Source organism: Paenibacillus silvestris (assembly GCF_009882985.1).
GTDB lineage: Bacteria > Bacillota > Bacilli > Paenibacillales > NBRC-103111 > Paenibacillus_E > Paenibacillus_E silvestris.
Map to the genome: position 1 here is coordinate 337,088 of NZ_WTUZ01000010.1, position 26,997 is coordinate 364,084.

General features: G+C 43.4%; 28 protein-coding genes. 7 read left to right on the forward strand and 21 right to left on the reverse strand.

Annotated features, from left to right (window positions below):
- Window positions 1-203 precede the first annotated feature (203 nt).
- Entirely contained in the window at window positions 204-740 is a 537-nt protein-coding gene (locus GQF01_RS04905; protein WP_161405739.1) for an NAD(P)H-dependent oxidoreductase, read from the reverse strand.
- A 157-nt stretch (window positions 741-897) separates the two neighbouring features.
- Window positions 898-1,467 (reverse strand): TetR/AcrR family transcriptional regulator, encoded by a 570-nt coding sequence (locus GQF01_RS04910; protein ID WP_161405740.1) that lies wholly within the window; start codon window positions 1,465-1,467, stop codon window positions 898-900.
- A gap of 129 nt (window positions 1,468-1,596) precedes the next feature.
- On the opposite strand from GQF01_RS04910, the gene GQF01_RS04915 reads away from it, so the two are divergent.
- Both GQF01_RS04915 and GQF01_RS04920 read left to right on the forward strand, forming a co-directional pair.
- Window positions 1,597-2,466 carry a LysR family transcriptional regulator gene (locus GQF01_RS04915; RefSeq protein ID WP_161405741.1) on the forward strand — a complete coding sequence of 290 codons (870 nt, stop codon included), beginning with the start codon at window positions 1,597-1,599 and terminating at the stop codon, window positions 2,464-2,466.
- 117 nt (window positions 2,467-2,583) lie between these two features.
- On the forward strand, window positions 2,584-3,684 hold the full coding sequence (locus tag GQF01_RS04920; protein WP_161405742.1) for a GerAB/ArcD/ProY family transporter: 1,101 nt from the start codon (window positions 2,584-2,586) through the stop codon (window positions 3,682-3,684).
- A gap of 215 nt (window positions 3,685-3,899) precedes the next feature.
- On the opposite strand, the gene GQF01_RS04925 is transcribed toward GQF01_RS04920, so the two are convergent.
- The 6 genes from GQF01_RS04925 to GQF01_RS04950 form a co-directional block, all read right to left on the reverse strand.
- Window positions 3,900-5,072, reverse strand: a complete 1,173-nt coding sequence (locus tag GQF01_RS04925; RefSeq protein ID WP_161405743.1) for a Ger(x)C family spore germination protein — start codon at window positions 5,070-5,072, stop codon at window positions 3,900-3,902.
- Complete coding sequence (locus GQF01_RS04930) at window positions 5,069-6,661, reverse strand: spore germination protein (RefSeq protein WP_161405744.1); 1,593 nt, start codon at window positions 6,659-6,661, stop codon at window positions 5,069-5,071. Before GQF01_RS04930 ends, GQF01_RS04925 begins: the two co-directional genes overlap by 4 nt.
- Before the next feature lie 176 nt (window positions 6,662-6,837).
- Complete coding sequence (wrbA, locus tag GQF01_RS04935; RefSeq protein ID WP_161405745.1) at window positions 6,838-7,521, reverse strand: NAD(P)H:quinone oxidoreductase; 684 nt, start codon at window positions 7,519-7,521, stop codon at window positions 6,838-6,840.
- Between the two features lie 45 nt (window positions 7,522-7,566).
- Complete coding sequence (locus GQF01_RS04940; protein WP_161405746.1) at window positions 7,567-8,310, reverse strand: SDR family NAD(P)-dependent oxidoreductase; 744 nt, start codon at window positions 8,308-8,310, stop codon at window positions 7,567-7,569.
- Window positions 8,311-8,552: 242 nt separating this feature from the next.
- Complete coding sequence (locus GQF01_RS04945; RefSeq protein WP_161405747.1) at window positions 8,553-9,302, reverse strand: hypothetical protein; 750 nt, start codon at window positions 9,300-9,302, stop codon at window positions 8,553-8,555.
- 195 nt (window positions 9,303-9,497) lie between these two features.
- A complete protein-coding gene (locus GQF01_RS04950) occupies window positions 9,498-9,968 on the reverse strand; it encodes a cupin domain-containing protein (protein ID WP_161405748.1) in 471 nt (156 codons plus the stop codon).
- 331 nt (window positions 9,969-10,299) lie between these two features.
- Between GQF01_RS04950 and GQF01_RS04955 the strand changes: the two genes are divergently transcribed.
- Window positions 10,300-10,905: a TetR/AcrR family transcriptional regulator gene (locus tag GQF01_RS04955; RefSeq protein WP_235958940.1), complete on the forward strand. Its 606-nt coding sequence runs from the start codon at window positions 10,300-10,302 to the stop codon at window positions 10,903-10,905.
- A 13-nt stretch (window positions 10,906-10,918) separates the two neighbouring features.
- On the opposite strand, the gene GQF01_RS04960 is transcribed toward GQF01_RS04955, so the two are convergent.
- Window positions 10,919-11,419, reverse strand: coding sequence for a hypothetical protein (locus tag GQF01_RS04960; RefSeq protein WP_161405750.1), 501 nt, complete (start codon window positions 11,417-11,419; stop codon window positions 10,919-10,921).
- 150 nt (window positions 11,420-11,569) lie between these two features.
- Here GQF01_RS04960 and GQF01_RS04965 point away from each other — a divergent pair, with 150 nt between their 5' ends.
- Entirely contained in the window at window positions 11,570-11,791 is a 222-nt protein-coding gene (locus GQF01_RS04965) for a PLDc N-terminal domain-containing protein (RefSeq protein WP_407945389.1), read from the forward strand.
- A gap of 451 nt (window positions 11,792-12,242) precedes the next feature.
- Here GQF01_RS04965 and GQF01_RS04970 read toward each other — a convergent pair whose 3' ends face one another.
- The 7 genes from GQF01_RS04970 to GQF01_RS36225 all read right to left on the reverse strand — a co-directional run bounded on the left by GQF01_RS04970 (window position 12,243) and on the right by GQF01_RS36225 (window position 18,412).
- Complete coding sequence (locus tag GQF01_RS04970; protein ID WP_161405752.1) at window positions 12,243-12,905, reverse strand: succinate dehydrogenase cytochrome b558 subunit; 663 nt, start codon at window positions 12,903-12,905, stop codon at window positions 12,243-12,245.
- Between the two features lie 174 nt (window positions 12,906-13,079).
- Window positions 13,080-14,075 (reverse strand): oxidoreductase, encoded by a 996-nt coding sequence (locus tag GQF01_RS04975; RefSeq protein WP_202556085.1) that lies wholly within the window; start codon window positions 14,073-14,075, stop codon window positions 13,080-13,082.
- Between the two features lie 190 nt (window positions 14,076-14,265).
- Entirely contained in the window at window positions 14,266-15,015 is a 750-nt protein-coding gene (locus tag GQF01_RS04980) for an SDR family oxidoreductase (RefSeq protein ID WP_161405753.1), read from the reverse strand.
- Between the two features lie 268 nt (window positions 15,016-15,283).
- Window positions 15,284-16,603 (reverse strand): FAD-dependent oxidoreductase, encoded by a 1,320-nt coding sequence (locus GQF01_RS04985; protein WP_161405754.1) that lies wholly within the window; start codon window positions 16,601-16,603, stop codon window positions 15,284-15,286.
- A gap of 155 nt (window positions 16,604-16,758) precedes the next feature.
- On the reverse strand, window positions 16,759-17,505 hold the full coding sequence (locus tag GQF01_RS04990) for an SDR family oxidoreductase (protein ID WP_161405755.1): 747 nt from the start codon (window positions 17,503-17,505) through the stop codon (window positions 16,759-16,761).
- A 91-nt stretch (window positions 17,506-17,596) separates the two neighbouring features.
- Complete coding sequence (locus GQF01_RS04995; RefSeq protein WP_161405756.1) at window positions 17,597-18,076, reverse strand: carboxymuconolactone decarboxylase family protein; 480 nt, start codon at window positions 18,074-18,076, stop codon at window positions 17,597-17,599.
- A gap of 60 nt (window positions 18,077-18,136) precedes the next feature.
- Window positions 18,137-18,412 carry a hypothetical protein gene (locus GQF01_RS36225; protein ID WP_235958943.1) on the reverse strand — a complete coding sequence of 92 codons (276 nt, stop codon included), beginning with the start codon at window positions 18,410-18,412 and terminating at the stop codon, window positions 18,137-18,139.
- Between the two features lie 211 nt (window positions 18,413-18,623).
- Between GQF01_RS36225 and GQF01_RS05000 the strand changes: the two genes are divergently transcribed.
- The 3 genes from GQF01_RS05000 to GQF01_RS05010 are packed head-to-tail and all read left to right on the forward strand — an operon-like array spanning window position 18,624 to window position 22,347.
- On the forward strand, window positions 18,624-20,072 hold the full coding sequence (locus GQF01_RS05000; protein WP_161405757.1) for a spore germination protein: 1,449 nt from the start codon (window positions 18,624-18,626) through the stop codon (window positions 20,070-20,072).
- Window positions 20,069-21,241 (forward strand): Ger(x)C family spore germination protein, encoded by a 1,173-nt coding sequence (locus GQF01_RS05005; protein ID WP_161405758.1) that lies wholly within the window; start codon window positions 20,069-20,071, stop codon window positions 21,239-21,241. Before GQF01_RS05000 ends, GQF01_RS05005 begins: the two co-directional genes overlap by 4 nt.
- A gap of 11 nt (window positions 21,242-21,252) precedes the next feature.
- Complete coding sequence (locus tag GQF01_RS05010; RefSeq protein WP_161405759.1) at window positions 21,253-22,347, forward strand: GerAB/ArcD/ProY family transporter; 1,095 nt, start codon at window positions 21,253-21,255, stop codon at window positions 22,345-22,347.
- A 52-nt stretch (window positions 22,348-22,399) separates the two neighbouring features.
- Here the strand turns inward: GQF01_RS05010 and GQF01_RS05015 are convergent, their stop codons facing one another.
- From GQF01_RS05015 to GQF01_RS05035, 5 genes are all read right to left on the reverse strand, one after another.
- Entirely contained in the window at window positions 22,400-23,314 is a 915-nt protein-coding gene (locus GQF01_RS05015) for an RNA polymerase sigma-70 factor (RefSeq protein WP_235958946.1), read from the reverse strand.
- 216 nt (window positions 23,315-23,530) lie between these two features.
- Window positions 23,531-24,121, reverse strand: a complete 591-nt coding sequence (locus GQF01_RS36230) for a DUF3892 domain-containing protein (protein WP_235958955.1) — start codon at window positions 24,119-24,121, stop codon at window positions 23,531-23,533.
- Between the two features lie 77 nt (window positions 24,122-24,198).
- Entirely contained in the window at window positions 24,199-25,044 is an 846-nt protein-coding gene (locus tag GQF01_RS05025; RefSeq protein ID WP_202556087.1) for an ABC transporter permease, read from the reverse strand.
- Window positions 25,028-25,831: an ABC transporter permease gene (locus GQF01_RS05030; RefSeq protein WP_235958963.1), complete on the reverse strand. Its 804-nt coding sequence runs from the start codon at window positions 25,829-25,831 to the stop codon at window positions 25,028-25,030. Before GQF01_RS05030 ends, GQF01_RS05025 begins: the two co-directional genes overlap by 17 nt.
- Window positions 25,806-26,825, reverse strand: coding sequence for an ABC transporter ATP-binding protein (locus GQF01_RS05035; RefSeq protein ID WP_161405761.1), 1,020 nt, complete (start codon window positions 26,823-26,825; stop codon window positions 25,806-25,808). Before GQF01_RS05035 ends, GQF01_RS05030 begins: the two co-directional genes overlap by 26 nt.
- Window positions 26,826-26,997 lie beyond the last annotated feature (172 nt).

Consider the following 26,997-nt stretch of genomic DNA (forward strand, 5'->3'; position numbering starts at 1 on the left):
TGGAAATTATGGAGCTAATTTGCTTTAAATCAGCTGGTACCAGGCGAATAGCTGGAAATTCTCCCGCTATTTCCTCAAGTTTCGCCTAAAATCGGGCGCAGCGGCTGATTTAACAGGAGAAACTCCAGTTATTCTATCTGTAGCCTCTTTCTGCACCATGAATAACTGGAGAAACTCCAGTTATTCCATTCCAGCGAGCATGCCTAAACCATCACACCTGGTTTGACTGTTTTGAGATGCTGAACATAATCTTTCGCGCTTTGTGCGACTCGTTCATCTGTCACGCTAGAAGTATCGCTTAGAGCAAAATGCGGCAGATAAGAAGCACTGATAAAATGAGCAAGCGCCTCTACCGGGCGTAACAATTCTTCCAATGTAAAGCGATTGAATCCGCCTTTTGAATACGACTCTTTGGTGCCATAAGTCGAGATCGCAACTCCGATTTCTTTTCCTGCCAGTTTGCCTTCCGGTCCATACGCCCAGCCGTATAACAATACGGTATCAAACCACTTCTTTAATAATGGCGGTGTGTTATACCAATAAAACGGGTATTGAAATATAATCCGGTCATGTGATTCCATCAAATTCTGCTCTTTTGAAACATCGATATTTTCGTCAGGATACGTTTTATATAGTTCATGAATCGTGTAATCACTTTGCTCTTGCAAGGCCTTCACCCAAGCTTTATTCCACGTGGATGCTTCCAAATTCGGATGTGTAACGATGACCAAAGTTTTCATTGAATTTGCCTCATTTCATTATTCATTATAGTTTTATAATCGGCACATTTACCTTCATTATTTTTCTTTATTTCTCAATAAATGATGCACGATTTTAAAACTTAATATTTACCTGCTAAAGGGTATTTAATGAAATGAAAAAATCCGCCTCCTTTATTCAAGTTAAGGCGGATAGCAACCCATCAACAATCAAATCAAACTTTGAAACATCACTAAAGCTTCTTGCAAGCAGTTGAGCACCTTGGAGTGACGCCAGAAATTGATGAGCTCGCACATCTGCTGCTCCTTCAAACTTTAACTGCCCTTCGCTCCGTCCCTGTTCCAGCACACGTTCCAGCCATTCTAAAGTCGACGTGAAGAATTGAACTAATCCATCTTGTATTTTGCCTGACAATGTACCTAGATCTGTAGAAAGCATGACACTCAGACAAGTACGATATTCCTGGACAGGGCCACTGTAAAGCAGCGTAAATTTGCGGAGCTTGTCCAAACTGTTCTGTGTCTCGGAATCGATAAGTGCGACGTTAGCGATAAAATGTCTTTGATACCGTGTAATCAGCGCTTCGCCTAGATCGTCTTTGTTAGGAAAATAGTAATGAATACTGGCGTTACGAATTCCTACTTTCTCTGAGATATGCGAATAGCTAAATCCGTTAAATCCGAATTGCTGCACAAGCGACTGAGCCGTATCCAAAATAAACTCTGATGTATTTTTATTTTTATCCATACGTAAATTCTATCTTTCGGTAGGTAGTGTGTCAACATGCACGGTATTCTTTTATCATGTATAATGCAGAATAACAACATGAAATATCTCAATATCAGATAGCTAGTGCCATACAATCAGGAGGTCTACATGGATATTCAATTACTCAAAGTGTTTTTTACCACAGCGCACGAAGGCAGCATTTCCAAAGCGGCAAATAAATTAAATTTTGCTCAATCCAACGTCACACATAAGATACAACAGCTGGAGGCTGATTTGCAGACACAGCTCTTCTATCGTCACAATCGAGGCATAACGTTAACGCCTTCCGGGCAAATTCTTGTTTCTTATGCGGAGAAAATATTGCATGTCATTCAGGAAGCCCGCCTTGCCGTTGGAGACTCCTCCGAGCCTGCGGGACCCCTACATATAGGCTCAATGGAAACAACTGCCTCCGCTCGGCTACCCATGCTGCTCACCAAATATCATACGGAGTTTCCTGCGGTCGATTTCACTTTAACAACGGGACCTACCGAGCAGCATCTCCATGCCGTGCTTCATTATGAGATTAACGGAGCGTTTGTAGCAGGTCCCGTGGAACATCCTGATCTGATTCAGGAAAAAGTCATTGATGAAGAACTGGTACTAGTCACCTCGGCGTCCCACCCGCCCATCCAATCCGTCCATGATGTGCAGGATCGCCCGCTTCTTGTCTTACGCAGCGGCTGTGCCTACCGAGCAAAATTAAATCTGCTGCTCAAAGAAGAAGGACTAATTCCTGTTAAACTGATGGACTTCGGTTCTCCTGAAACGATTATCGGCTGTGTCGGCGCAGGTTTAGGCATTTCGCTTCTGCCCAAGACGATCGCAGCCGAACCAGAAGAACAAGGACGAATCCGCACCCATGCGATTCCAGGCAAGCATGCCATTGTTACAACGGTCTTCATCAGACGCAGGGACGCTTTAATCACACCTGCCTTGTCAGCTTTCCTATCCGCAATGCGTGCTCACTTCAACTAAAGGATGACTCAAATATCGGATATCCTCCCCTCTCGTACGTTCCCCAAACGTATAAATGAATAGCGATAAGTCAATACTTGGAGCAACCTCTGTGAGGTTAGGAGAGGGAGTGTAACGATGCAAAGTACAGAAAAAATCTCGAGTAATCAATTAGGTATTTTACTATTCTCTTTTGTCGCTTCCACCGTTGTTTTAACACTGCCCGGACTGATGGCCATGTACGCCAAACAAGATGCGTGGTTATCGGTGTTTCCTGCTATGTCAACGGGTTTATTAAGCATATGGGTTATGACCTTACTCGCGAAACGTTATCCAGGTTTGACCATTATCGAATATAGTCAGAAAATCCTTGGAAAATGGTTAGGAAGATGTTTAGGACTCTATTACATTTATTTTTGGTTTATGTCGCTTTCGATTATGACCAAACAGCACACCTTTTTCATTAAAGCGCTGCTATTACCCAGAAGTCCGTCCATTGTGGGAAGTCTGACGTTATTGATCCTTTGCGGTCTAGCCGTTTATATGGGAATTGAGGTCATCGGAAGATGTTCTGAGTTTCTTACACCACTGAAATTGTGTTTTCTAGTTCCACTCTTAGTTCTAACGATCGGTGCCGCAGATCCCGCACTCCTAAAACCAATTCTAGGAGACGGCATACTGCCGGTCTTACAAGGAGCTATCCTACCGGGAGGAGCCTTTATGAATCAACTGTTTATTTTAGGATGGCTTCTTCCTTATTTGAATCAACCCAAAAAAGCGCTCAAGGTCTCCTTGTTTGCGCTTTTAGCCATTTTCATTTTTATTTTTATTATTGTTTTTTCTACGCTTTTGGTCCTCGGTTCCCTAACAGGTCAACTCAACTATTCATATTTAAGTGTCATGCAATATATTGGTATTGAAGGTTCATTTGAACGTCTAGAAGCAATCACGGTCATGATATGGGTCATTGGCAGCTTTTCGAAAGTTTCAGTGACGCTGTTCATCTTGGCTCTTAGTATTAGCCAAATTTTCGGCATCCGAAATTATCGTGATATCGTTGCTCCGCTAACTCTTTTAACCCTTGTTGGTTCGGTTTGGGTTCTCAAAAATAGCGCGGAGCTTCAAACGTATCTTACTTTCATTTACCCAAGCATAGGGTTTATCACACAAAGCCTAATCCCCTTGCTGCTTCTCATGATTGACACGATCAAACGAAAAGTGACCCGTTCATTGCATTAAAAGCATTTTTCCGAAAGGTTCAAACATCATCTTGAACGGGACAATCATGCTTGGGATGTTTACCCGCGCTAGTAATAACGAACCAGCTATTGCTGATACGCCAAGTATACTTCCAAAAACGGCTGCTTCCCTATTTTTTTGCCTACCTAGCATAGATCGGATTCTGATGAATGACCATATGAGTATTGAACATACAAATACGATGATTTGGGTAATCATTTTATGATCTCCTTTTTCTCCAAATATAAAGGAGGGCCTGCCATACCGCTGCCTAAAATATTTATATTAACTTTAATCGAAACGTCTATATCCTGAAACTTAGAGTCCCATTGCTCTTTCAACATCTTCCATTGCTTCGGCTTATCACGGTAAATTTCTCGCCCGAAACCCACGCTATCTACTTTGTACTGCTTCTGGATTTTGGATATCGTATCCTTGACTTGTTCTTCAACCGATTTCTCTAAGGCCGTCTGCACAAGTTTAAGATTCTCAGGTATACGAATATCTAAATTTGTATTATTTTCCCAAATATTCCCTTCTGCGTATATCACTATTCTAAATTTGATCTTATCGCCACTTATCTGTGGGGTAACAATACGATCGGTCTTTGCCAGAATAAATCCGACCATCCCCCCATTATCTGGCAAACTGGCATTCAAGCTGCCATACTGCATGCGATCTGTCGCCCATAGAAATCCATTAGTTTCATTCTCATCTAGAAAACCGGCTAATTTGAAATCCTTAAATATGGCTGATCCAGCCAGCTTAAAAATATGGTCTTCTTTTAATCCTTCTGTTATTCCATCCGCCATGATGACTCCGAGTACAGGAGCGATTCCTTCACCTGACGATGCTAGAAAAAAGTCTCGCAATGTAATCGCCAGTTCGCTTTTTAAAGCTTCCATTTCTTTAATGGCTTCGCTGGGTACTTGTTCGAAGGGATATTTTACTTTCAGAATGTCCCGGCCTTCTCCGCCTTTCACAACCATCATGTACGTTTTTAATCGTTGTTTCGAATCATGTGTGTATATATCCAGAATGTCTTCAATCCCGTGTTTGGATAACTTTTCACCGATATAAATAACAACTCGATGTGCGGTAAACAGCCTGCGCGAACTCTTTTTCTGAAGCCGGTAGAACGCCTCATTAATGTTTTTACCAACCGCAGATATCACAAAAAACTTCTCTTTGTTACTTCCCCCACTGCCTGGCCCTCCCTGAGCAGAAGAAGGCACCGCAATTTGATGGGATAAGATATATTCCCCATCATCGGTTATGTCAAATGCTGTTCCCATAATAAACGCAAGATCATTAATTTCCGTACGATCCCAACAACCACTTGTGATCAATACAAGGAATAATAAACCGATGCAAAGGAATGGTTTCATTCTGAAGCTCCCTTCCCTTTCTCGCCATTTTCCGGGCTTGGCTTCTGACCTGCTGGTTCACGTACCAAATTGTTAGATCCTGTTGCCGCAGGCCGACGAGTTTTCGCCCATATAGGTGCACGGATGAAGACATCTTTTAATTCCGAGAAAGTCGTTGGGGCTGCCGGAGTGAAATAAGGGATGCCGAACGAACGAAGCGACGCGATATGTAACACGATAGCCATTAGTCCAAGCACAATGCCATACAGCCCAAGCGTACCAGCCAAGAGCAGCATTGGGAATCGTAGTAATCGAATTCCGTTGGCGAAGCTATACCGAGGAATCGTAAACGCGGCTATCCCCGTGATGGATACAATGATAACAACTGGTGCGGAAATGATCCCCGCCAGCACTGCCGCTTGACCGATAACCAAAGCCCCAACAATGCTAATCGCTTGCCCAATTTGTTTGGGTAATCGAATTCCCGCTTCCCGTAACGCTTCGAATATAATTTCCATTAAAAAAGCTTCGATCACAGCAGGGAAAGGGACAGGCTCTCTTGAGGAGGCAATGCTCAGCACCAGATTAGTTGGAATCATTTCTTGATTAAAGGTCGTAATGGCTACATATAAAGGAGGAGCAAAGATCGCGATACTGATGAAAAGGAATCGAATCCACCTTACAAAAGTAGCAATCGGCCAGCGAATGTAGTAATCCTCACTTGCCTGAAGGCCAGTCCAGAAGTTCATAGGAACAATTAGTACAAATGGAGATGCATTGACAAGAATAGCTACTTTCCCTTCCAATAGCTCTGCAGCAACAACATCTGGTCGCTCTGTACTATGCACGAGTGGAAAAGGGGAGTACGGACTATCCTCAATAAATTCCTCCACATACCCTGAATCAAGAATTCCGTCAATTTTGATCCGAGATACCCTCTCTCGAACTTCTTCAATGACTGCTTCGGAAGCTATTCCCTCAATATAAGTAATAACAACTTCAGTCTGTGAAAGCTCCCCAATTGTAAAAGATTCCATCTTTAATCTTGAAGTTTTAATTAAGGAGCGAATTAACCCGATATTTTGTGAAATATTCTCGATAAATCCAACCCGAGGGCCGCGAATTACAGGTTCAGATGATGGTTCGTCTAGGCTTCGTTGTGATTTAGCACTGACTTTGACCATCATCGCATCGCAATTCTCTATGGTTAGCACAGCTGCATGACCATTTAGCACTTGTTTTACTAGGTCAGTAATCTGGGATGTAACACTCGTCACACCTATTGAGATACTCTGATCGTCGAGCCATTCGGTCTTTAAGATATCTTCCTGTTTTTCAGATGTAGTGATCATTGGTTTCAAAATATGATCATTAATCAACTCTTCATCCACAAGAGTTGTAAAGTAGATGATAAGCCAATGATTTTGTCCAGCCTTTTGAACTTTACGGAATACGATATCAGAGCTGTTGTGGAATATACGTTTAAGAATCAATTCGTTGTGCTCTAAATCCTTGGTTAATCCGAGATTCTCTACATCTTCCGTTTGAAGTTCCTCAGGTATAATTGGATACCCAGGTTTCGTGCGCATCCATTTCCTAAACCATTTCACTGAACAGCCTCCTACAGAAAACACGGATAGATCTAATTTCCCATTTTTCCACCAAAAATATTCTAAGCTGAATGGTCATCTTCGCCTCTACATCCTTGTTATCCGTTGGTAATAACGCACATAATCCCAGTGCCAAGACGGCACTGGGATTATTAATAGACTATGACTTTTCTATTTTATTGTTCTAAACCGGCTTTTACCCATTTAGCAACGGACACAGCGCGTTTTGCTTGGTGCTGGGCAGCAGCGCGCGCGTCTTCCTTAATCGCTCCATTTTGATCAACGGTTACGCTTGTCCCGTACGGATTACCACCTGCAACAAAGACCGAAGGATCCGTGAAGCCTGGCGCAGCCACAATCGCTCCCCAATGGTACATGGAGGTATATAATTGAAGAATCGTTTGTTCTTGTCCTGCATTCGGATTTTGAGCGGAAGTCATGGCACTCACGACTTTATTCACTGTTTTCCCTTGTGCCCAAAGTCCTCCTGTCGTATCGATGAACTGTTTCATTTGAGCTGGTAGATTACCGAATCTTGTGGGCATACTAAAGATGATCGCGTCTGCCCACTCTAGGTCTGCCAAAGACACGGTAGGAACATGCTTGGTTTCCTCAAGATGAGCTTTCCAAGGCGGACTGCTATCAATAACGGATTGTGGCGCAGTTTCTGGTACTTTCAGAACTTTGACCTCTGCACCTGCTTGAAGTCCTCCTTCAGCGGCCCATTGCGCTAATTGATAATTGGTACCATTCGAACTGTAATAAATAACTGCCAAATTCACTTTGGATGTTGTCACTTGCGTAGACTCCTTATTAAATATTTTTTTGAAAATATTCACAGATATCGCTCCAAACTTCATATTTTATGTTCGATCCTATCCACGGACTCGCTTATTTAGATTTGCTTACCACTGACCCGCGTTTTGACCGCCATCGACGTGAAGGATTTCACCAGTAACGAAATTTGCTGAATCCAAATATACAATGGCATCAACAATTTCTTGCATTTCACCCATCCGGCCCATAGGGTGCAGTTTAGAAAGAAAATCATGAGTCTCAACAGGATGCATTGGCGTTTTTGTAATTCCTGGTGCAACAGCGTTTACGCGGATACCCTTGTCTGCATACTCAATAGCTAGCGATTTCGTTGCCGCGTTCAAGCCACCTTTGGTCAACGCGGGCAGTAGAGCTGGAATGGCTTTAATTGGCTGCTCGATGAACCCACTCGCTGTAATGTTGATAATATGGCCTGAACCTTCTTTCAACATCTCGTTTAAAGCACGTTGCGTGAGGTGGAAGAATCCTGCGACATTGACAGAAAGTATGGATGCAAATTCTTCTTCCGTATATTCGGTGAATGGTTTTGCAATAAAAATCCCAGCATTATTAATCAGAGTGTCAATACGTCCAAAACGCGAAAGTCCTTCACCAATTAAACGTTCAGCTACTTTGGGGTCTGAAATATCACCAGCAACATAAGCGACATGCGTACCTGTCGGATCGATTTCATTTGCAGCTTTAACTAACTCTTGCTCACGACGGCCATTGATGACCACGCTTGCTCCTCTTTTTACTAGTTCAATGGCTGCTGCTTTCCCAATTCCGCTGCTTCCACCTGTAATTACGACCACTTTTCTTTGATTACTCATTCTCTCCACTCTCCGTTTCTACCTATTAAAAGGTAGTTAATTTTTTTAAAAAAATGCGTCCTTTTTAGACGCTATTGAACTTTCTTGTTTCTCGGTCCGCTCATGTATCTTACAACGAATCTTCTATCTTGTATAATACGAAAATCAGATACTGGACATCTCATTTTCAGATAGCTGTTACTGTTATACATCAAAAAGACCCTCCACTTATAGGGAAGGATCTTCATCTTAACAAACCTTATTTAAGCTACCGTGATATCATGAATATCAATAATAATCGGGATAAAGCTGCGATCAGCCGTTCCGTCTGGGTTACGAGGATAGACAAGACGGCGGGTAGGGAACACTATGCCATCAAAGGTTTTGTACTCCTCGATGTAGTGAGCTATGACTGCATCACCGTTCACATCCACCGCGTAGTCCATCCTACGAAGCATGCCTTTCTCGTCATAATAGAAAGTCTGTTCTGCAGTATGGGTAGCGATGGATTTAGGGAAAGTCACATGCAGTCTGCGCCATGTCTGACCATCTTCCTCCCAAGGTTCAATCTCGCGAGTCTCGACACCTGGGAATGTGAATAGATACGGTGTTGTAAGGTAATTCCACATCGCATAGCTAAGGAAATAACCGACTTGCAGCTTGTCCCAAGGCGTGAACATATCGTATCCTTCGTATGAGCCACGTGGGTTCGTACGACTGTCTACAGTTAGGCCATCGGCATCCTGCAGAGTGACACGTTCAGGTTCAACATCAAAGATCAATTTATGATCTGGATCGATCCAAGGGCTAAACATCGTATGTTGACGTTGAACGTCGGCTACCAATGTTTCTTCCAAGAAAGTGTTTGGATACCCTTTGAGTTCCCAGAATGGGCCACTTGCCGCAAGCTTTGCGGTAAGTGTTTTCATAGTCGACCAGCGTTTAAGTCCACCTGCTGCCTCGAGTACGAGCTCAAGCAAGTCATTCGAATTGTTATTTTGTGTATTAGTCATGGTTTCATTCTCCTTTTTAAATGCTGATTGTTTTTGCCGGTTCTTTCTATTTAATGAGAATAATCATTCTCAAATATCCAAAAAAATGAGTGGACTCTTTTAGGATCTAGTCATCCCATTCCTCCACCTTCTAATTAACCTTAACATAATAAGAATAATCGGTAAAGAATCATTTTATACCAATCGGTCTTTTTTTCAGTCTTGTGAGACTAATAATGGAGGCCCGACAATCCATGTGTCATAACGTTCTGATAGTTCTCGCCAACCTTCAGGTGGCGTACTCCCTATTTTGACGAAAAACTCATCAATTCCACCTGGAGCGAATGTAAATAAAATACGTGCCGTCTCAGAACCGACATTCGCCCATGAATGCGGAAGTCCGCGGGGTACGACAACACTTGTTCCTGGTGTCACATCAAATTCATCTTCGCCACAAGTGAAACGGAACGTTCCTTCTAGGACTTCGAAGATTTCTTCCCGATCCTTATGGAAATGCTTCGGCGGACCGCTTAAGGCTGGCACTCGTGCTTCCATGACGGTCACTGCTCCGCCAACCTGACTGCTATGGATTCGTATCGCCATTTGTTCCCCTGGCATTGTGTTAAACCATTCTAAATTTTTGCTTTGCTTAATTGCCGCACGCTGTATTCTGTTGTCTGCACTCATAAGAGATAAGGCTCCTCAATATTTGCTGTATTTAAGTGAATCGAGTTTGCCTCGTTCGCTCGCTTCACAATATAACTGGGTTTACGAGTATTCGTCAAATGGCAGGATCTAACGAAAATCGTGCTGAATTAATTAATTTGTTACATTTTTTTTCAAACTATATATGGAAGGTAACCATTCAATATCGGATAGATATTATTACATATTTACCATTAAATACATGAAATATTTCATCTCCAGCTGAGTCGAAGTTGACATTTAGTCTACATAACGTATAATAAAATGAACGGTCTGTCTTTTTTAATGAGACCTACAAAATGAGGTGGTGCTCATGATGAATAAAGGCGAGAAAACCAAAAAACATATTATCGAACAAACCGCTATTTTGATGAATCAACATGGATTCGTCTCTACGCCTCTTTCCGAAATTGTGAAAGCATCAGGTGTGCAAAAAGGTGGCATATATAATCACTTTAAGGATAAAGAGGAGTTGTCACTTCTAGCTTTTGACCACTGCTTTCGTACACTTCAGCAATATCTCTATGAGGCAGTTAGCGTAGAATCATCTTCAATTGAGCGACTTAAGTCTTTTATCCATGCTTATTTTACTCTCGCTCAGAATCCCGCGATTCCTGGAGGATGCCCGATCATGAATACGAGTACGGAAGCTGATGATGGACAATCGCCCAAGCTTTTGGAAAGAGCGCAAACCGCTATGCAGACATTAATAATATTCCTATCAAACGAAATTACTGCCGGGATCGATAATAAAGAGCTTAATCCAGACATTGATCCAAACAAGACTGCAGCTCTAATTATGGCTACCATTGAAGGCGGTATTCTGCTAGATCGGTTATTCATCGATAATGCACAAATTGAAACAGTTAAAAATCTTTTACTTGCTTATGTGACCAAAGAGCTATTAATTCGATCGTGAAATAGCGGCGAGCCTATCTTGCTCGCTTCCCCCAAGGTTTAAAAACGGAAAGCAGAAACATGGCAACTAACGAAATAATTTGTAGACCTATGCCAATGAACAACGAGATCGTGTTATTTACCATAGCCCCTTGATTTGCTGCCCCGGCTCCCACCTCAGTTATCAGCGTAATTCCTTGAAGCGTCCATATGTACATGCCGATCGGTCCTAGGATAAGTGCAATTAAACTAAGTATTTCTTTCGCAATGATCCAGTAATATTTCACCAAGCCCCAATGAGTCCATACGGATAATAGAAGTCCTGTCACTATTGTCCCAATAAATGAGGCTCTTACAGAAGTTGTGGACAAAACATGCATGGCCTTATAGCAGGAAAGTATTAATCCTGAATCATTGGAACTCACTGCCGTTATACTCAAAATAAGAAATGTTACACTTGTACCGAGCATAATGGCTGAAAATAGAATGTGCAAGCTGAGTAGCCACTTCTTCTGCGTCATGTTTATCAATTTCATTATCCTATAGCCTCCCCTGTAATAGTTATAACAATAAGATAATAAATTGAGATAAACTGGATCTAAACCACATATTAAAAATTCATAAACTGAGCATTTCCTTACCCCGATATCGTATAAAGTATGAACTCGAAACAAGGAGGCGGCAACTTGTCAAGTAACGCTAGTTTTGCACTCGGTTCAGGATTTATATTGTTTTTCATCTTTATCTCCTTTGCGTTATTTTTGGCACACATCGTATTATGCGTATGGGCGTATCGGGATTGTGTCAGGAGAGGCAAAAGCACAGAATTTGCAATCATCGTACTATTAGTTATGTTATTTTTTCCACTCATCGGATTGATCGTTTATCTCATTATTCGCAATGATTAATTTAACTTTCCTGTAAAAGCGATGAAATAGCGAACCATAGTTCCTCCAACTGGTGGACTATGTATCTTTTCAAAGAAATAACGGCTGTAGTTCCCACAAGCCAAAAGAACCTGACGGATCAATCTCCGTCAGGTTCAGCGTTAGCTACTTTACTAATCCCACACCCATCTTATCTAACAATTCACATTACAGCCAACTTCCAACTCATCAGACAGAAACAAATTACTAGCGAGCTCCCGCTAAAGCTCTACTAGAGGGAACTGGAGTCCTCTATTTCGAGGAAAGTGAGCTTTCTCCTCTCAGAGCGGAACTCCAGGGCCTTATCCAGCCTCCGCAGCATGTTTTTCCTGTGAAACCGGCAAAATAGCGGATCGTAGTTCCTCCAACTGGTGGAGTATGTGCTTTTTAAGCGGAATAACGGCCTGCAGTTCCCCCTCGTCTTTTTTTCAGCTTACAGTAAAGCTAAAACAAGACTAGCTGTGCCTTGAAATTCATCGCCCCTGAAGGCTATGAGTGAAAGAAGGAACAGCAGTGAAACAAGGACGAATACCCCCATACAAATTTTAGAGGAAACTTTTTGTGAGCGTGGTGAAACCGTAATTCCCCAACTAATCATGAAAGCCCATAAGCCATTGCTGAAATGGAATACGGCAGACAACACCCCGATGACGTAAAGAACGAAATAGATGGGATTCGTGGCAATTTGATGCATCGTTGAACCAAGGTCATCATGAGTAATCGTCCCTAAGTAAACTTGAAGCCGCGTATTAAAGAAATGCCAGAAAACGAAAATAAACGTAATTACCCCAGTTATCCGTTGAAGGGTAAACGCCAAGTTGCGACTGTATGCGTATTTGCCAGGGTTAAGATTGGATTGATAAGCCATATACAGGCCATAAACACCATGGAACAGGATGGGAATGTAGATTCCAAAGATTTCAAGCAAAGGTTTAAGGGGCAGGCTGTTGACCAAATGCACACCGTTCATGAATCCTTCCGGTCCGCGCTCGAATGATTGAAAGTTAATCAAGACATGGACTAGAATGAAGCCTCCGAGGGGAATCACCCCGAGTAATGAATGCAGTTTTCGCCAGTAATAGGAATTTCCTTTCATGTGACACCTCTCTAAGATGATTTATTCCCGATCTGTACTCGTATGGTTGCAGATTGGTTGCAGATCGAGCAAAGTTATACGGTCTAGACATAAATAAGACAATTGAGGGTGTCATTCTGTGACAAAAAAGACCGTTCTCTTGGTTCGAAAACCAGAGAACGGTCTTTTTTTTACCTATACCGGAAACTTGATACCAGTCAGCTTTTCACTAAGGTGCCAAAGCTGCTCCGCGAACTCTGGATTCGTCGCCCAAGGCTTAACTCCTGGTCCCCGAGGGTTATCCGCGGGCACAGCTTGCGCAATGTCTACATTCTCGCAATAGACGCCACCCTTGCCTTCTAATTGCTTGTTCACTGCACACCAGACAATGGTAGCTGCACCTTCAGAAATATTTTTCAACTCATCGTTATACTCGCTAAAGACTCGCTGTCCTTGCTCGTCCAGCGCACCCATCGCACGCATTTCATCATCGGATAAATTGCGAGACAAATCAGTTACAATCGATCCTGGATGAACGGAAAAAGCACGAACACCATAGGATTTACCGCGCTTATCCAGCTCGACTGCAAACAAAGCATTGGCTGTTTTGGATTGTCCATAGGCTGTCCATTTTTCATAATCACGAGTTTCAAAAAGTGGATCATTGAAGTCAATGCCGCTAATTGCATGACCACGCGATGACACCGATACGACTCTAGCTCCCTCATCTTTAATTAAAGCGGGCCATAATCTTGCTGCAAGTTGGAAATGCCCCAAATGATTTGTTGCAAACTGAGCTTCATATCCTCTTGCATCACGCGCAAGCGGCGATGCCATGATCCCCGCGCTATCGATAAGAATATGCAAGGGACGATTGGTAGCAAGGAAGCGATTTGCGAAAGCATCAATAGAAGCAGGATCTAGAAGATCCAAAGATTCTAATTCCACACCAGGAATATAGGCAACTGCATCCTTAGCCTTCTCTGGCGTCCGTGCGGGTACGATAACCGTTGCCCCAGCTTCTGCAAGTACGCGTACGGTCTCTAGACCTAGACCTGAGTAACCTCCTGTCACAATAGCGACTTTGCCGCTCAAATCTTCTCCCCCTAGCGCCTCCAGCGCCGTCGTTCTAGGACCAAATCCTGATTGAATAGGAGCTTGTATCGTTAATTCGTTCATTTTCTTCTGCATCTGTAGTTTCCTCCATGGTAATAAAATTGTAAGCAGCAGGCTGTAAACTCCTTCGCTTAGTTCCAAGAATAGTACCTGGAGTATACTCGATGTCAATTCAAATTGATTCATAAATTCTGGTTCCGATTTAGGAGGCACAAAAAAGAAGACCCGCAAGCTGCGGGCCTCCTTTCATTTGCTGCTATTCCTCTTAGTTCGAAGTGCGCTTCAACCAATCCTCGAAACGCGTTGTAGTGATGCGTGCCTCGCCGAGTGGAACGAGGGAATGTTGATTCAACAATACGCCATAGTAGCGTGAATTTTCGTCAGTGATTAGCTGTCTTGTGTCCTTTTTGGCAACTAGGAATCGACGAACGAGTTCGTCAAGACCCATGCGTTCTGGTCCAGCTAAATCAACAATGCTATTCACTGGGGCTTCAACTGCATAATCCGCAAGCGCGGCAGCAACATCATCGGAAACAATTGGTTGGATAAACGCAGACGGCATACGAACGGTTTGTCCTTCCGTGGAGAATTGAGCAATGCTTTCGACGAACTCGAAGAACTGAGTTGCACGAACGATTGTATAAGGAACTTTAGATGCTTTAATCATTTCTTCTTGTGCCATCTTCGCGCGGAAATAACCACTCTCAAGGAGGCCATCCGTACCAACGACGGAGAGCGCAACGTGATGTTTCACGCCAGCAGCAGCCTCAGCTTCAAGAAGATTACGAGTTGACGTTTCAAAGAAATCGAGTACGGCTTGATCTTCCCAAGATGGTGCGTTAGAAACATCAACGACAACTTCCGCGCCGCTGATCGCTTCACCCAATCCCTCACCAGTAACGGAGTTGATGCCTAAGGAAGGTGACGCTGCCACCACATTATGACCAAGTTCACGCAGATTGTTTACAAGTTTTTTCCCGATAAGTCCACTACCGCCAATTACTACAATTTTCATCTTTATTTCCTCCTAGTTTTATGACTCAAATTTTCAAATATGGGATGAGTTGTCCGTACACGAAATATCTTCCTGCCTTAATGAATGAACCCGTTAAGCTCTGAGGATTGCTGCATATAATTTTTACGTTGTGTCATTTTTATATACCCCTCAGTGTAATTATCTCACTTATTTTCTTTACACTATAAAGACAATTGGTAGCTTCGATGTGTGACATCTCTTTTCTCTTTTCTCTTTTCTCTTTTCTCTTTTCTATTGCCAGATTCTATCAGACCGTTTGTAAAGCTTCTTGAATTTCATTAACAATCGATAACGCGACACTTCTAGCGCTTGAGAAAGCACGTTCTGCAAGCTCACCTTTCCCCTCACAGCCATCTCCGCAAAAATAGAAAGGAACATGATCTATACGAGTGGGTAATAACGTATTTGTCGTAACATTTTTGACGCTGGAGACCATTGCTTTCTTGGAAACGCGTTTCACCGCGGTAACTTCACGCCAACCTGGATAATGCTGATCGAAGAGAGCTTCCATCTGTGTGTTCTTGTCATCCAAGTAGGCTTTGCGCTGCTCTTCGCTATCATAATGATCTTTCAAATATGCGATTCCCTGCAGCAACTGCCCACCCTCAGGAACAAGTGTATGATCCGTTGCGGACACATCGCTGATAAATATTTTGTTATCCATGTCGCTAATATAAGTGAAAGGTCTAGCAACAATTCGGCTTAATCCAACATCGTAAATCATGACTTCAGTTGCCGTATTGGATTCATAAGGTGCAAGGAACGGCTCCCAGGCTGTGCCTTTGAGAAATTTGATAACGTGTTGAACCGGCATGGCAAAAATAACTTTATCGAAGGCTTGCCGACGATTTTTGGTTTGCAGAATAAATTTCTGATCCTCAAACTGGAGCTCTTCTACACTTTCCTGCATAGCAATTTCCCAATGTTCAGAACTAGTTATCTTCTCTTTCAATTGATTGGTAATAACAGACCAACTTCCTAGCACATAATTGACAGGTTTGGATGATAGGAAGAGATTGTGATAATACTCACTAATCACCGCCCCGGATACATGGCGCGCATCTTCAGGAGCAATGAAGAAATTAGAACAAACCAAGTGCTCCCATAACTCTTTCACATCATCATCCGCGTTGGACGCTTCTAGATACTCACCCAAGGTGTTGTAGTTTTTTAAGTTATGAATATTAGCAATAATCGCCGTTATCTCGCCGACAAATCTTACTTTCTGCATGGTACTTAAAAGATCTGTTCTTAAAAGATTAATAGCATCAATAGGTGCGGTTGTTAGATGATTATGTTTCGAATAAACGACTTTGCGTTTATCAACTTGCTTAGAGGAAAAGGTCAGGCGCAATTCGTGTTCCATGGACGACAATGTATGACGGTCGATGCCATAGATCGTATGTGCGCCATAGTTCAATGTAAATCCATTTTTCTCATAAGTAAAAGCTCGACCACCTAATTGTGGACTGCGTTCGAATAATGTTCCTTCTACATGTGGATTCTCAGTTAAGTAAGCCGCAGCTGTTAATCCAGCTAATCCACCGCCAATAATCGCTATTTTCATTCGGGTATCCTCCTGGTGTATGGGATGAGCGTTTCGGATTGACACTTATAAGGCAACTGGCGACAACCATTCGTGACATAATCGAAGAATCTATTTAAAGGGAAAAAAAAGAGAACCGCCAACAAGCGGTTCTCCTCTTACAGAGGTTATGCAGATTAATTCGAAGCTTGTAGCCAATCTTCAAAACGCGTTGCAGTGATACGCGCCTCGCCCAGTGGGACTAGAGAGTGCTGCTTCAACAACACGCCATAGTAGCGTGAATTTTCGTCTGTAATTAGTTCTCTCGCGTCTTTCTTCGCGGTAAGGAATCGACGAACCAGTTCGTTCAGACCCATGCGCTCTGGTCCAGCTAAATCAACAATGCCATTCACTGGGGCTTCAGCGACATAGTCCGCAAGCGCGGCAGCAACATCATCGGAAACAATCGGTTGGATATACGCAGACGGCATACGAACCGTTTGCCCTTCCGTGGAGAATTGGGCAATGCTTTCGACGAACTCGAAGAACTGAGTTGCACGAACGATTGTATAAGGAACTTTGGATGCCTTAATCATCTCTTCTTGCGCCATCTTCGCGCGGAAATAACCACTTTCAAGCAGGCCATCCGTACCAACAACGGATAATGCAACGTGATGTTTCACGCCAGCAGCGGCTTCAGCCTCAAGAAGATTACGAGTTGACGTTTCAAAGAAATCGAGCACGGCTTGATCTTCCCATGATGGTGCATTGGAAACGTCAACGACAACTTCTGCGCCGCTAATCGCTTCAGCCAAGCCCTCGCCAGTAACGGAGTTGATGCCTAAGGAAGGTGACGCCGCCACCACATTATGACCAAGCTCACGCAGGTTGTTTACAAGTTTTTTCCCAATAAGTCCGCTACCGCCAATTACAACAATTTTCATAATAATATCCTCCTAGTTTTATGACTCAAATTTGATAGATGGGTACAATGATGGGTTGTACATACATTTAATAATTGAGTTAAGTTAATTTTTACTTAAGTCCAGCTTTCGCTAAACCAAATGCAGCGTCTGCCGATCCTGGAACTGTTCTGAAACCAACGTTAATTCGGTTCCATGCATTGATCGCCATGATCGAGAAGCTTAAATCTGAAAGCTCTTTTTCTGAAAATTGGCCGCGAACTCGGTCATAGACTTCATCAGGCACGCCATGTTCAGGCAGCTTGGTTAAAATCTCAGTCCATGCCAATGCAGCGCGTTCACGCGGTGCGAATAACGTGGATTCCCGCCAAATTGGCAAGTGATAAAGTCGAAGCTCGCTTTCACCATGGATCTTAGCTTGTTTGACGTGCATATCCACGCAGAATCCACATCCATTCATTTGTGAAGCTCTGATGTGAACCAGATGTAGAATCTGCTCTTCAATGGCGCTTTCCTTCTCTGCGTTGCTGAAATCCATCATTTTCTTAGTAAATTCCGGTGACTGTTGCATGTAATTTATACGTTGTGTCATTTTGTGTACCTCCACTGTTTGTTGTTTTTTTTCATAACACTATAAAGACAATTGGCGACTTCAATGTGTGACATCGTTTATGTGGGTCTCTTTAATTTGAGATTGTGAGGCGGATTGACTTCTTTTTTGCAGCGATACGATCAGTTCACGCAATAATTTTTTACCTTGAGTCAGGGATCCCTGATCTGTTCCCATGCCAACATGGTTGCATATTTCGTTATTGCACTTCCAAATCGTGATAACCGATGTATTGGATGGAGGAACTCGTCCGGTTTTAAACTCAAGTGGACCTTCTATTAACTCGACATATCCAATTGTTTCAACAACGCCTAACAAGCAAACCGGACAATGGCTGGGACTCACCTCGTCATCACTCCTTCCTGTTTGGTTTTACATAATGAAGACAATTGGCATTCACTAAGTGTGACAAACAAGCCGTCCGATGATGACTACTATGGAATGCCTTAAATTCTAAGTACATTCTGCATAAGGAATTAACTCTTTGTTAATAATATCCAACGACTATTATGCACGGGGGTGATCCTCGATGAACGAAATTAGCAGGAAAATCGAAGTCAATGAAGCCTATCTTAGAGAACAGTTCAGTGATTGCTCGGATGTCGTTATACGTTCCTTTCAGTTAAAAGATGAAACGAAACTTCTACTTGTATACATAGATGGCATGACTCGCCTGCAAAGTATCGAGGATAACGTTCTGAAACCGCTGATTTTCAGCGGTCTACCGCAAGGAATGGATCGGATTCAGTCCCTTGCAGGCATGTTTAGCCAGGAATGGATTCCTTTGACGGACGTCAAGACGGATTGTACGCTAGAAAATCTTGTCCAGCATATCCTGCAAGGCAGTTTAGCAATATTGGTAGATGATGCGGCAACCGCGCTAATTGCACAAGTGCAAGGATACGAGACCAGAGGTATCCAAGAGCCAAAGAAAGAAGCGACTCTACGGGGATCTAAGGAAGGATTCGTCGAGAATATTCGAACGAATACGACGTTGATTCGGCGAAGAATTGTTCACTCTCGTCTAAAGATGGAGTCTTTTACGGTTGGGACTTATACGCAGACTGAGGTTGTCGTTACTTATTTGAAGGAACTGGCGGACGAGAAAGTATTGGCTGAGATTAGAGATAAGCTGAGTTCAATTAAGCTGGAAGGCGTGCTCGATTCCGCTTACCTCGAGGAGTGTCTTGAGAATAATTCCTTCTCCATCTTCTCACAAATTCAGAATACCGAACGGCCCGACATCGTGGCAGCAAGTCTACTTGAGGGAAAGATAACGCTCTTAACAAATGGAACTCCGTTTGCCCTAATACTCCCGGTAACACTTTGGTCAGGTCTTCAATCGGCTGACGACTATTTCGAGAGGTTCATTTTTGTTTTTCTGACACGTATAATCAGATATATTTTGACGTTCGTTTCATTTACATTACCAGCTATCTATGTCGCCTTGTCGACGTTTCATCCGGAAATGGTCCCAAGCTCCCTCATGATTGGAATTGCAACGGCAAGAGAGAACAGTCCGTTTCCGACCGTCATCGAAGTATTCCTTATGATGTTTATTTTCGACGGCTTACAAGAAGCTGGCGTTCACCTGCCCAATCAACTCGGACCTGTCGTCAGTATTATTGGTGCGTTGGTAATCGGACAAGCGGCCGTTGAAGCCGGTATTATTTCTACGCCGATTATCATCGTTATTTCCTTGACGGGTGTCGCGGCGTACACCATTCCGAGGTATAGTGCCACACTCCCCTTCCGCTTCATACGCTACCTCTTGCTGTTCATAACCGGTTGGCTCGGCTTTGTCGGTTTCGCTTTTGGCATTATCTTTTTGCTGATTCATCTGGTAACACTTGAATCCTTTGGAACGCCATTTTTGAGCCCGCTCGCACCGTTTGATGCCAAAAGGTTTAAAGATGTCATTGTCCGTTATCCTTATCGGTTTAAGAACGCTCAAAATAAGAAAGGGCGCCAAACATGATCCGCGCTGTCATCGTCATATGCTCCTCCCTCCTCCTTATTCTGTTCGCATCAGGCTGCACCGATTTTGTAGAACCCAATCAATTGGCTTTCGTAATGGGAACTGCAATTGATCATGTCGAGAATGGCAACATCGAAATTAGCCACCAAATCGCCATTCCTTCTCAAATGAATGGTTCCTCCAAAGGAGGCGGATCGGCAGATTCGGACAGTTTCCTCGTCATGTCGGCAAAAGGTAGGGATGTGCTAGAGGCCAATCAAAAAATACAAAGACAGATGTCAAGGAGATTACTGACGAGTCATCGCATTGTGGTTGCGATCAGCGAAGAATTTTTCAGTAAGAACGATGTGGGCAATTTATTTGATAAACTTGGAAGGGATCCTGCAAACAATCAAAGAGATATCACTATCATGGTTAGAGGGACAAACGCCAAAGAATTCCTGATGACGAAGCATCCATTGGAACATCTCTCTAGTATAGCTGCCGGAAAAGAACTCCATATCAATGGTTTGAAGAACTACTCTACACGGCAATTCATTATCGATAGTGTTGCTCAGGAACATCGAACGATCGTTCCAGTTCTTCAAATAAACAATACGCAAGCGAACAAAAATAGAAAAGATCAATTGGCCGCACTATCTGGTTATGCTGTCTTGAACAAAAAACTTAAAATAGGTGGCATATTGGATGATACGGAGGGCAGCAGATCAGCTTGGATGTCTGGTAAAGATGGGATGCGAGAGTTGACGATTCCATGGAAGGATGGGAATGGAAACCTATCTTTCAGATTGACTCATCATAAGCGCGAAATTACATCGACGAGCGGCAATACGCCTAAGGATGTCTTAGTAAAGGTGAGGGCACAAGCTTATTTACTTGAGAACACGACCCAACTCGACATGTCAGAACTAGACAACATGCTTGAAGTACAGAACCAACTGAATGAGCAAGTCAGAGAGGATTTACAGCTTACTTTGAATAAAGTTCAGAATTGGGGCACTGACGTTTTCGGCATCGGCGCTTACTTACATCATAAATATCCAACATGGTGGCGATTGAATAAAGAGGATTGGGATGAAAACTTTAAGCAAATCAAGGTGACAATCCAAGTGAACATCCAGCTTAAATCCATCGGTGCGACCGGGGGGCAAGTAAAACGAGGACTGTAAGAGGTGAGAACATGAAAGTAAGCGGTTATCAAATGTTTTGGCTCGTATGTATCTCTTCCATCATCGTCGTTTCTTACCTTCCTATCCATCTAGCCGCGGAACATGCTCGGCAGGATTGTTGGATTTCCATCCTGCTTGGAGGATTGGTAATGATGGCAAGTACTTGGGTGATGCTCCGTGTTTGTATGCAAAATAAGGACAAGACGTTAGTAGTCTTCATGAAAGACCTTTTAGGCACTATTATTGGGAAAATAATCGTCACCGTATACTTTTTGCTTTGGTTCTTGCAAATGTCAACGATCGCCAAAGGGAATGCCGAATTCATGAATCTAGTTTTGATGCACAACACTCCTATGATCATCATTTTATTGTTTATGTTATCTCTCTCTACTTATGCCGTTTTCAGAGGGGGCCTTACAACCATCAGCCGCTGTGCAGAGGTCATAGGCCCCATCTTCGTCTTCACTTTGTTTATTCAGCTATTTCTAAATCCTCAGGACATGGATATAACTCGAGTATTACCTATTTATTCGGATTCAGGTTGGCAGCAAATTCTAAAAGGCACTTTTTCTTCGTATAGCTACATGGTTGATCCATCGATTATACTTATGCTGTTTTTTTTCACTGAAAATAAGAAAACAGCCGCACGAGCGATTCTTTGGGGAACGGCCGTTTCGATGATATGGGGTGTTTTAGCTGCTCTTGCTCTTTTATTCGTTACAGGCCCAGACGTTGCTGCTCATCTGGTGGTTCCTGTGTATTCACTCACCAAATTTGTATCCATCCTCAATTTCATTCAGAATATCGATGCGCTTTACATTCCATTATGGGTATTTGGAGCTTTTGTTAAATTAGCGGTCTGCCTATTCATTCTAAGTTACGGTTTGTCGGAGTGGACGGGCATTAAGAATTGGAAATATATTGCTTGTGGCGTCGCGTTAATTTTACTATCGTTTATCGTCTATAGCTCTTACAATATCCAGATTTCCTATACGCTCAAGAACAAGTTTCTGATTAGCATTTTTTACCCGTTCGTCTACATTGCCATTCCTTTAACCTTATGGCTGATTGGCACGATTAAGAAACGACGTAAAGTTTCCGCATAATAGAGAAAACTCCGAAGCCCGCTTCTAGCAAGGTTTCGGAGTTTATTTATATTTATTTGGATAACGGTGACAAATGTTTCAACTTATCTGGATTCAAAACAATGAAAATTCGCTGTACAGCCATCTTATAGGCATCCCACTCAAAAGAAATGACGCCAGATGGCACGCCGTCTTTTGTTAACAATATCCCCTGCTGATCATTGACCTCAACGAGTTGGGCCTTAGTCTCAGGGAATTTTGACGAGAGCGCCTGCAATATTTTAAGCACACGTTCTCTCAAGTAAACAGGTACAGCCGCAGCCGACACTTTTCCTCCGCCATCCGCAATCAGGATGACATCCTCGGTTAATAAGTCCACGAGGGATTGAACATTGCCATTGGAAATTGCCGAGATAAATCGCGTCACCAGTTCCTGTTCCTGAGCGGGATGCATCATTAAGTAGTCATTTTTTTCCGTAGATAAATCTACTTTCTTCTTAACCCGGCTGTAAATTTTACGGCAATTAACTTCCGTTTTATTAAACATTTCGGCAATTTCACTATGTTCATAAGCAAAAGCTTCTCTTAAAATAAACACGGCTCGTTCCAATGGCGTAAGCTTTTCCATAAGAACAAGAAAGGCATAGGAAATCGTATCCTGACGCTCAATGCTATCAAGCGGGCTTTCTTCGGTTAATTGTACCAATGGTTCTGGAAGCCAATTTCCGACGTAGCTTATTCGTTTCTTACGGGCAGATTTTAGTTCGTTCAGGCACCGATTGATCATCATTTTGCTTAAGTACGACTTCATATTATTAATATTTTCATTCAGATAGCCATGCATGCCGATGAACAAATCTTGAACCATATCCTCAGCATCAGAGCTAGAACCAAGCATCCGGTAAGCAATTGAAAATAAATGAGATTTATAGGTTATATACAAATCTTCGATGTTATTAATCTGTGGGTCCATGGTATAACTTTGCATAATAGCCTCTTCTCTTTGATTTAGAATTCAATCTGTTCTAAGTATTATGAAACAAATCCAAATAAACCATTCGATATCAAAAACGGTCAAGAACCATCCACTGTTAAGACAACTGGCAATAACATGATGTGACACCTCATGAGATTTTTTTCTAATAAAATCTTGAAAAAATGAAAAGCAGCTTGCTCGAGAGCAAACTGCTTGATGCCATCCCTTTTAGAACCGTGGTAAATTCGATAAGTTGTTGCTTGGATCTCCATCCGGATAAGACCTTAGCGTCTTCTCCCCTTCTCGATTTCGCCCAGTGTTCACATCTTCAATTAATCCAGCTTCCGTCATCGCTATCGCATTCGCAATATCCACGACTCTGCCATCTTGAAATTGTACGCTGCTAATGGCGCCATCACCATAATGAACGGCTTGAATAATCGCCTTATTCGGATCAATGGTATGAGGTCCTGCCCCATACTGCGTCCCATCTCGCATGAACGTTCCATATTGTGTAGGCTGACCATTCGGTCCATAACCTGTGTACCCACCTTGGAACCCAACATTGCGTGCATCCGCATGATTGATACCCGTGTTTCGTTGACCATAAGGGGCACCCATATCGCCGGAAGAACCGGGAACTGGCATTCCGCCTTGATAAGTCTGGTACTGTGATTGATCGTTGCGCGCTTGCGGCATCAAGTTTTGTTGCACGTTTGGCTGATATGATGGTGTTGGTTGAAAAGATGACTGCATCATACCGTTAGGTTGGCTTTGCATATTCGGATTCGGTACGGGACCGCGCCGGCGTCTTGACATTCCTATCGACTCCTTTGTTTTACGTAATATGTCTGCCACCTAATTAGCATGCGCCACTCGTGCCTATCCTATGCCTTTTACCGCCTCAGTCCCATCATATTGCCAGAAGAGTACTTTCTGAGCCCTCCATAGAAAAGGGTTATTGCACCAATGCAAAGTATTAGAGTGATACCAATGGCAGCTACAATAAACAGCAAGTCAGCTTCGCGCAACAAACCAATCGGCAAGTAGCTAATAAATCCTGCTGGCAGCACGGTGAATAGAACTACTTTACCTAGACCTTTAAAAATGCTGGTTGGATATGTCGTAAAAGTTAGGAGTGCATTATACAACTGAAAACTAAGCCCTTCCGTATTGCCTAACCAGAATGCCAGGCAGTTTACAATGACCGTGAAAAATAAAAATATCAACGTTGACAATACCATCGCGAGTGCAAATTTTAAAAATCCAAGACCCGATTTATCACCGAAAGCAATATAAATCATAAGTGCGAATAAGACGTCACCTATGGCACTAACCGACATGCGGCTAATGAGGACATGCAGCAGCACAGGCTTTGGCTGAGTTAAATAGATATCAAGCTGCCCTGTTGCAATCAGATTCGATATCCGGCTCGCATTGCCAAAGAATGTGGCCATCACCCCGAAACCTCCTGCTGCAATGGCCCACAGCATCATCACATCCTGCAGTCCCCATCCATTCAATACATGAAATCGGCTGAAATAAATACCCCAAAATACGATCCAAACCACATTATTGATGATCATCATGCCGGCTGTAAGCAGAAAGCTCAAGCGGAATTCCATGGCTCCCGCCAAATTGAGCTTCCAGCACTCCCACACGAATCGAAGCATTCGCTTGATCTTCCCAGGCTGACCATATTCACTGATTGCTCTCAAACTGCTACTATCCACCGTTAACATTGAGCTTTGTCACTCCTTTCCGATATACGAGGAAGACGATAACACCAATCACTAGCATCCAAATAAGCTGAGTTGTAATGGCTCCTGCCAGCTTCGAGGCTTCGAAAGCAACCGTTGTTTTGGCTGGGAGATACACAATCGTTTGGAAAGGGAGCCAGCGTCCTACCTGCTGCAGTGCATCAGGGAATAGCTCTAGTGGCATCAGCATGCCGCCAATGGTAAATAGAAATTTGTTGTACACAAATTCCAGTCCCCGAGTCTCTTCCACCCAGAAAGCGCAAAGCGCTAATACCATATTCAACAAGAAATTGATGGTGAAACCGCAAAGCGCAATGAGCGGAAGCCATAACAAGCCATAACCAAAATGCGGTGTGCCAATGATCAACAGTCCCAAAATGGTACCAAGTATGCCGTTTACTATAAACCGTATCGCTGCTTCACTCATGTACTCGACATAATGGAACACGACAAAATTAACCGGGCGAACGAATTTAAACACAATATCGCCGCTTTTCACTTCTTCTTCCACCCGCGTGCACAAGCTGGGACTAGCCAGAATCATGGATTCGGTAACGACCAGATACCACATAATTTGTTTGAAACTGTAGCCAGCAATCGTTTCTGTTCCTTCACCATGGAATGTCGTCTGCCACAACTGAAGGAAGATATACAGGATCAAAAGCAGGAATAATGAACGGATGAGAAAGTCTGCGACATACGCAAATTGATTGCGCAGCGTGATTTTGCCGATAAACACATATTTAACCGATTTGCTCCAGGAGTTCAAGTTCCATCCCTCCCTTGCCATAGTCCCCATACATACGAGTGATAATATCCTCCATAGGCGGATCTTCTACGGTGACATCAACTATGCGGTGAGCCGCCATAATCTGCGACAAGGCAGTTTCAATCGTCGTTAGCCCTGTATCCACCGATAAAGAGAGTCCCGTACCGTTCTTCTCGAGCACAGTCACACCCTCGAGATTCATCTCGCCTGGTTCATCCTCAAGCACAAGACGTACGGTCTTGTGGGTCATGAAGCGCTGCTTCATCACTTGAACGCGATTATCGAACACGATACGTCCATGATTAATCACAATGGCTCTATCGCATAATCGCTCAATGTCACCCGCATCATGCGACGTCAGAAAGATCGTTGTTCCTTCTTCTCGCTTCAGCTCCAGAATAAGCTCTCGGATACGCTGCTTCACAACAACGTCTAAGCCGATAGTCGGTTCATCCAAGAATAAAACCTGGGGACGATGCAGTAAGGAAGCCGCGATTTCACATCGCATCCTCTCGCCTAGCGACAACTTGCGAACTGTTGTGTGCAAGTAAGGCCCCAGCTCGAATCGCTCGATGAGATCGTCACGCCGCTTGATATAATCACTTCGCCGCAGCTCATAAATACGACTCATCAGCTCGAAGGTATCGATCGGCGGCAAGTGATACCAGAGCTGCGATTTCTGGCCGAAAACGGAACCGATCTGGTAGCTAAGCTTGTTTCGCTCCTTCCAGGGACAACAGCCTAACACTTCCGCTTCTCCAGTGGATGGATGCAAGATCCCTGTCAGCATCTTGATCGTCGTTGACTTGCCCGCTCCGTTTGGACCGAGGAAGGCTAGCGTTTCTCCTTGGACAGCAGAGAAGGTAACGCCTTCAACGGCTACTTTCTCCGTGTATTGCGGTCTAACGAGCGCCCTAACACTGCCAATGAATCCTTCTTCTTTCTTCTTCATCCGAAATGACTTCCCTAACTGCTCAACGCGAATCGACTCCATCAGCTCCACCGTCCTTTCTCACACTGCAGCAAAAAAGACCTTCGGTCAGTTTCGCCTATGCAGGCGGAACTTTCCGAAGGTCTTTTATCCCTTACGGTGTAACACGACTTCATCCGTGTCGGCTTCGCTTGGTTCGCCATCCGCGTGGATTCGGATCCCTAGAAGCCCTTCC

Coding starts and splice junctions, on each gene's coding strand:
- GQF01_RS04905 (WP_161405739.1), bottom strand. CDS start 740: ATGAAAACTTTGGTCATCGTTACACATCCGAATTTGGAAGCATCCACG.
- GQF01_RS04910 (WP_161405740.1), bottom strand. CDS start 1,467: ATGGATAAAAATAAAAATACATCAGAGTTTATTTTGGATACGGCTCAG.
- GQF01_RS04915 (WP_161405741.1), top strand. CDS start 1,597: ATGGATATTCAATTACTCAAAGTGTTTTTTACCACAGCGCACGAAGGC.
- GQF01_RS04920 (WP_161405742.1), top strand. CDS start 2,584: ATGCAAAGTACAGAAAAAATCTCGAGTAATCAATTAGGTATTTTACTA.
- GQF01_RS04925 (WP_161405743.1), bottom strand. CDS start 5,072: ATGAAACCATTCCTTTGCATCGGTTTATTATTCCTTGTATTGATCACA.
- wrbA (WP_161405745.1), bottom strand. CDS start 7,521: ATGAAGTTTGGAGCGATATCTGTGAATATTTTCAAAAAAATATTTAAT.
- GQF01_RS04940 (WP_161405746.1), bottom strand. CDS start 8,310: ATGAGTAATCAAAGAAAAGTGGTCGTAATTACAGGTGGAAGCAGCGGA.
- GQF01_RS04945 (WP_161405747.1), bottom strand. CDS start 9,302: ATGACTAATACACAAAATAACAATTCGAATGACTTGCTTGAGCTCGTA.
- GQF01_RS04950 (WP_161405748.1), bottom strand. CDS start 9,968: ATGAGTGCAGACAACAGAATACAGCGTGCGGCAATTAAGCAAAGCAAA.
- GQF01_RS04955 (WP_235958940.1), top strand. CDS start 10,300: ATGATGAATAAAGGCGAGAAAACCAAAAAACATATTATCGAACAAACC.
- GQF01_RS04960 (WP_161405750.1), bottom strand. CDS start 11,419: ATGAAATTGATAAACATGACGCAGAAGAAGTGGCTACTCAGCTTGCAC.
- GQF01_RS04970 (WP_161405752.1), bottom strand. CDS start 12,905: ATGAAAGGAAATTCCTATTACTGGCGAAAACTGCATTCATTACTCGGG.
- GQF01_RS04975 (WP_202556085.1), bottom strand. CDS start 14,075: ATGCAGAAGAAAATGAACGAATTAACGATACAAGCTCCTATTCAATCA.
- GQF01_RS04980 (WP_161405753.1), bottom strand. CDS start 15,015: ATGAAAATTGTAGTAATTGGCGGTAGTGGACTTATCGGGAAAAAACTT.
- GQF01_RS04985 (WP_161405754.1), bottom strand. CDS start 16,603: ATGAAAATAGCGATTATTGGCGGTGGATTAGCTGGATTAACAGCTGCG.
- GQF01_RS04990 (WP_161405755.1), bottom strand. CDS start 17,505: ATGAAAATTGTTGTAATTGGCGGTAGCGGACTTATTGGGAAAAAACTT.
- GQF01_RS04995 (WP_161405756.1), bottom strand. CDS start 18,076: ATGACACAACGTATAAATTACATGCAACAGTCACCGGAATTTACTAAG.
- GQF01_RS05000 (WP_161405757.1), top strand. CDS start 18,624: ATGAACGAAATTAGCAGGAAAATCGAAGTCAATGAAGCCTATCTTAGA.
- GQF01_RS05005 (WP_161405758.1), top strand. CDS start 20,069: ATGATCCGCGCTGTCATCGTCATATGCTCCTCCCTCCTCCTTATTCTG.
- GQF01_RS05010 (WP_161405759.1), top strand. CDS start 21,253: ATGAAAGTAAGCGGTTATCAAATGTTTTGGCTCGTATGTATCTCTTCC.
- GQF01_RS05015 (WP_235958946.1), bottom strand. CDS start 23,314: ATGCAAAGTTATACCATGGACCCACAGATTAATAACATCGAAGATTTG.
- GQF01_RS36230 (WP_235958955.1), bottom strand. CDS start 24,121: ATGTCAAGACGCCGGCGCGGTCCCGTACCGAATCCGAATATGCAAAGC.
- GQF01_RS05025 (WP_202556087.1), bottom strand. CDS start 25,044: ATGTTAACGGTGGATAGTAGCAGTTTGAGAGCAATCAGTGAATATGGT.
- GQF01_RS05035 (WP_161405761.1), bottom strand. CDS start 26,825: ATGGAGTCGATTCGCGTTGAGCAGTTAGGGAAGTCATTTCGGATGAAG.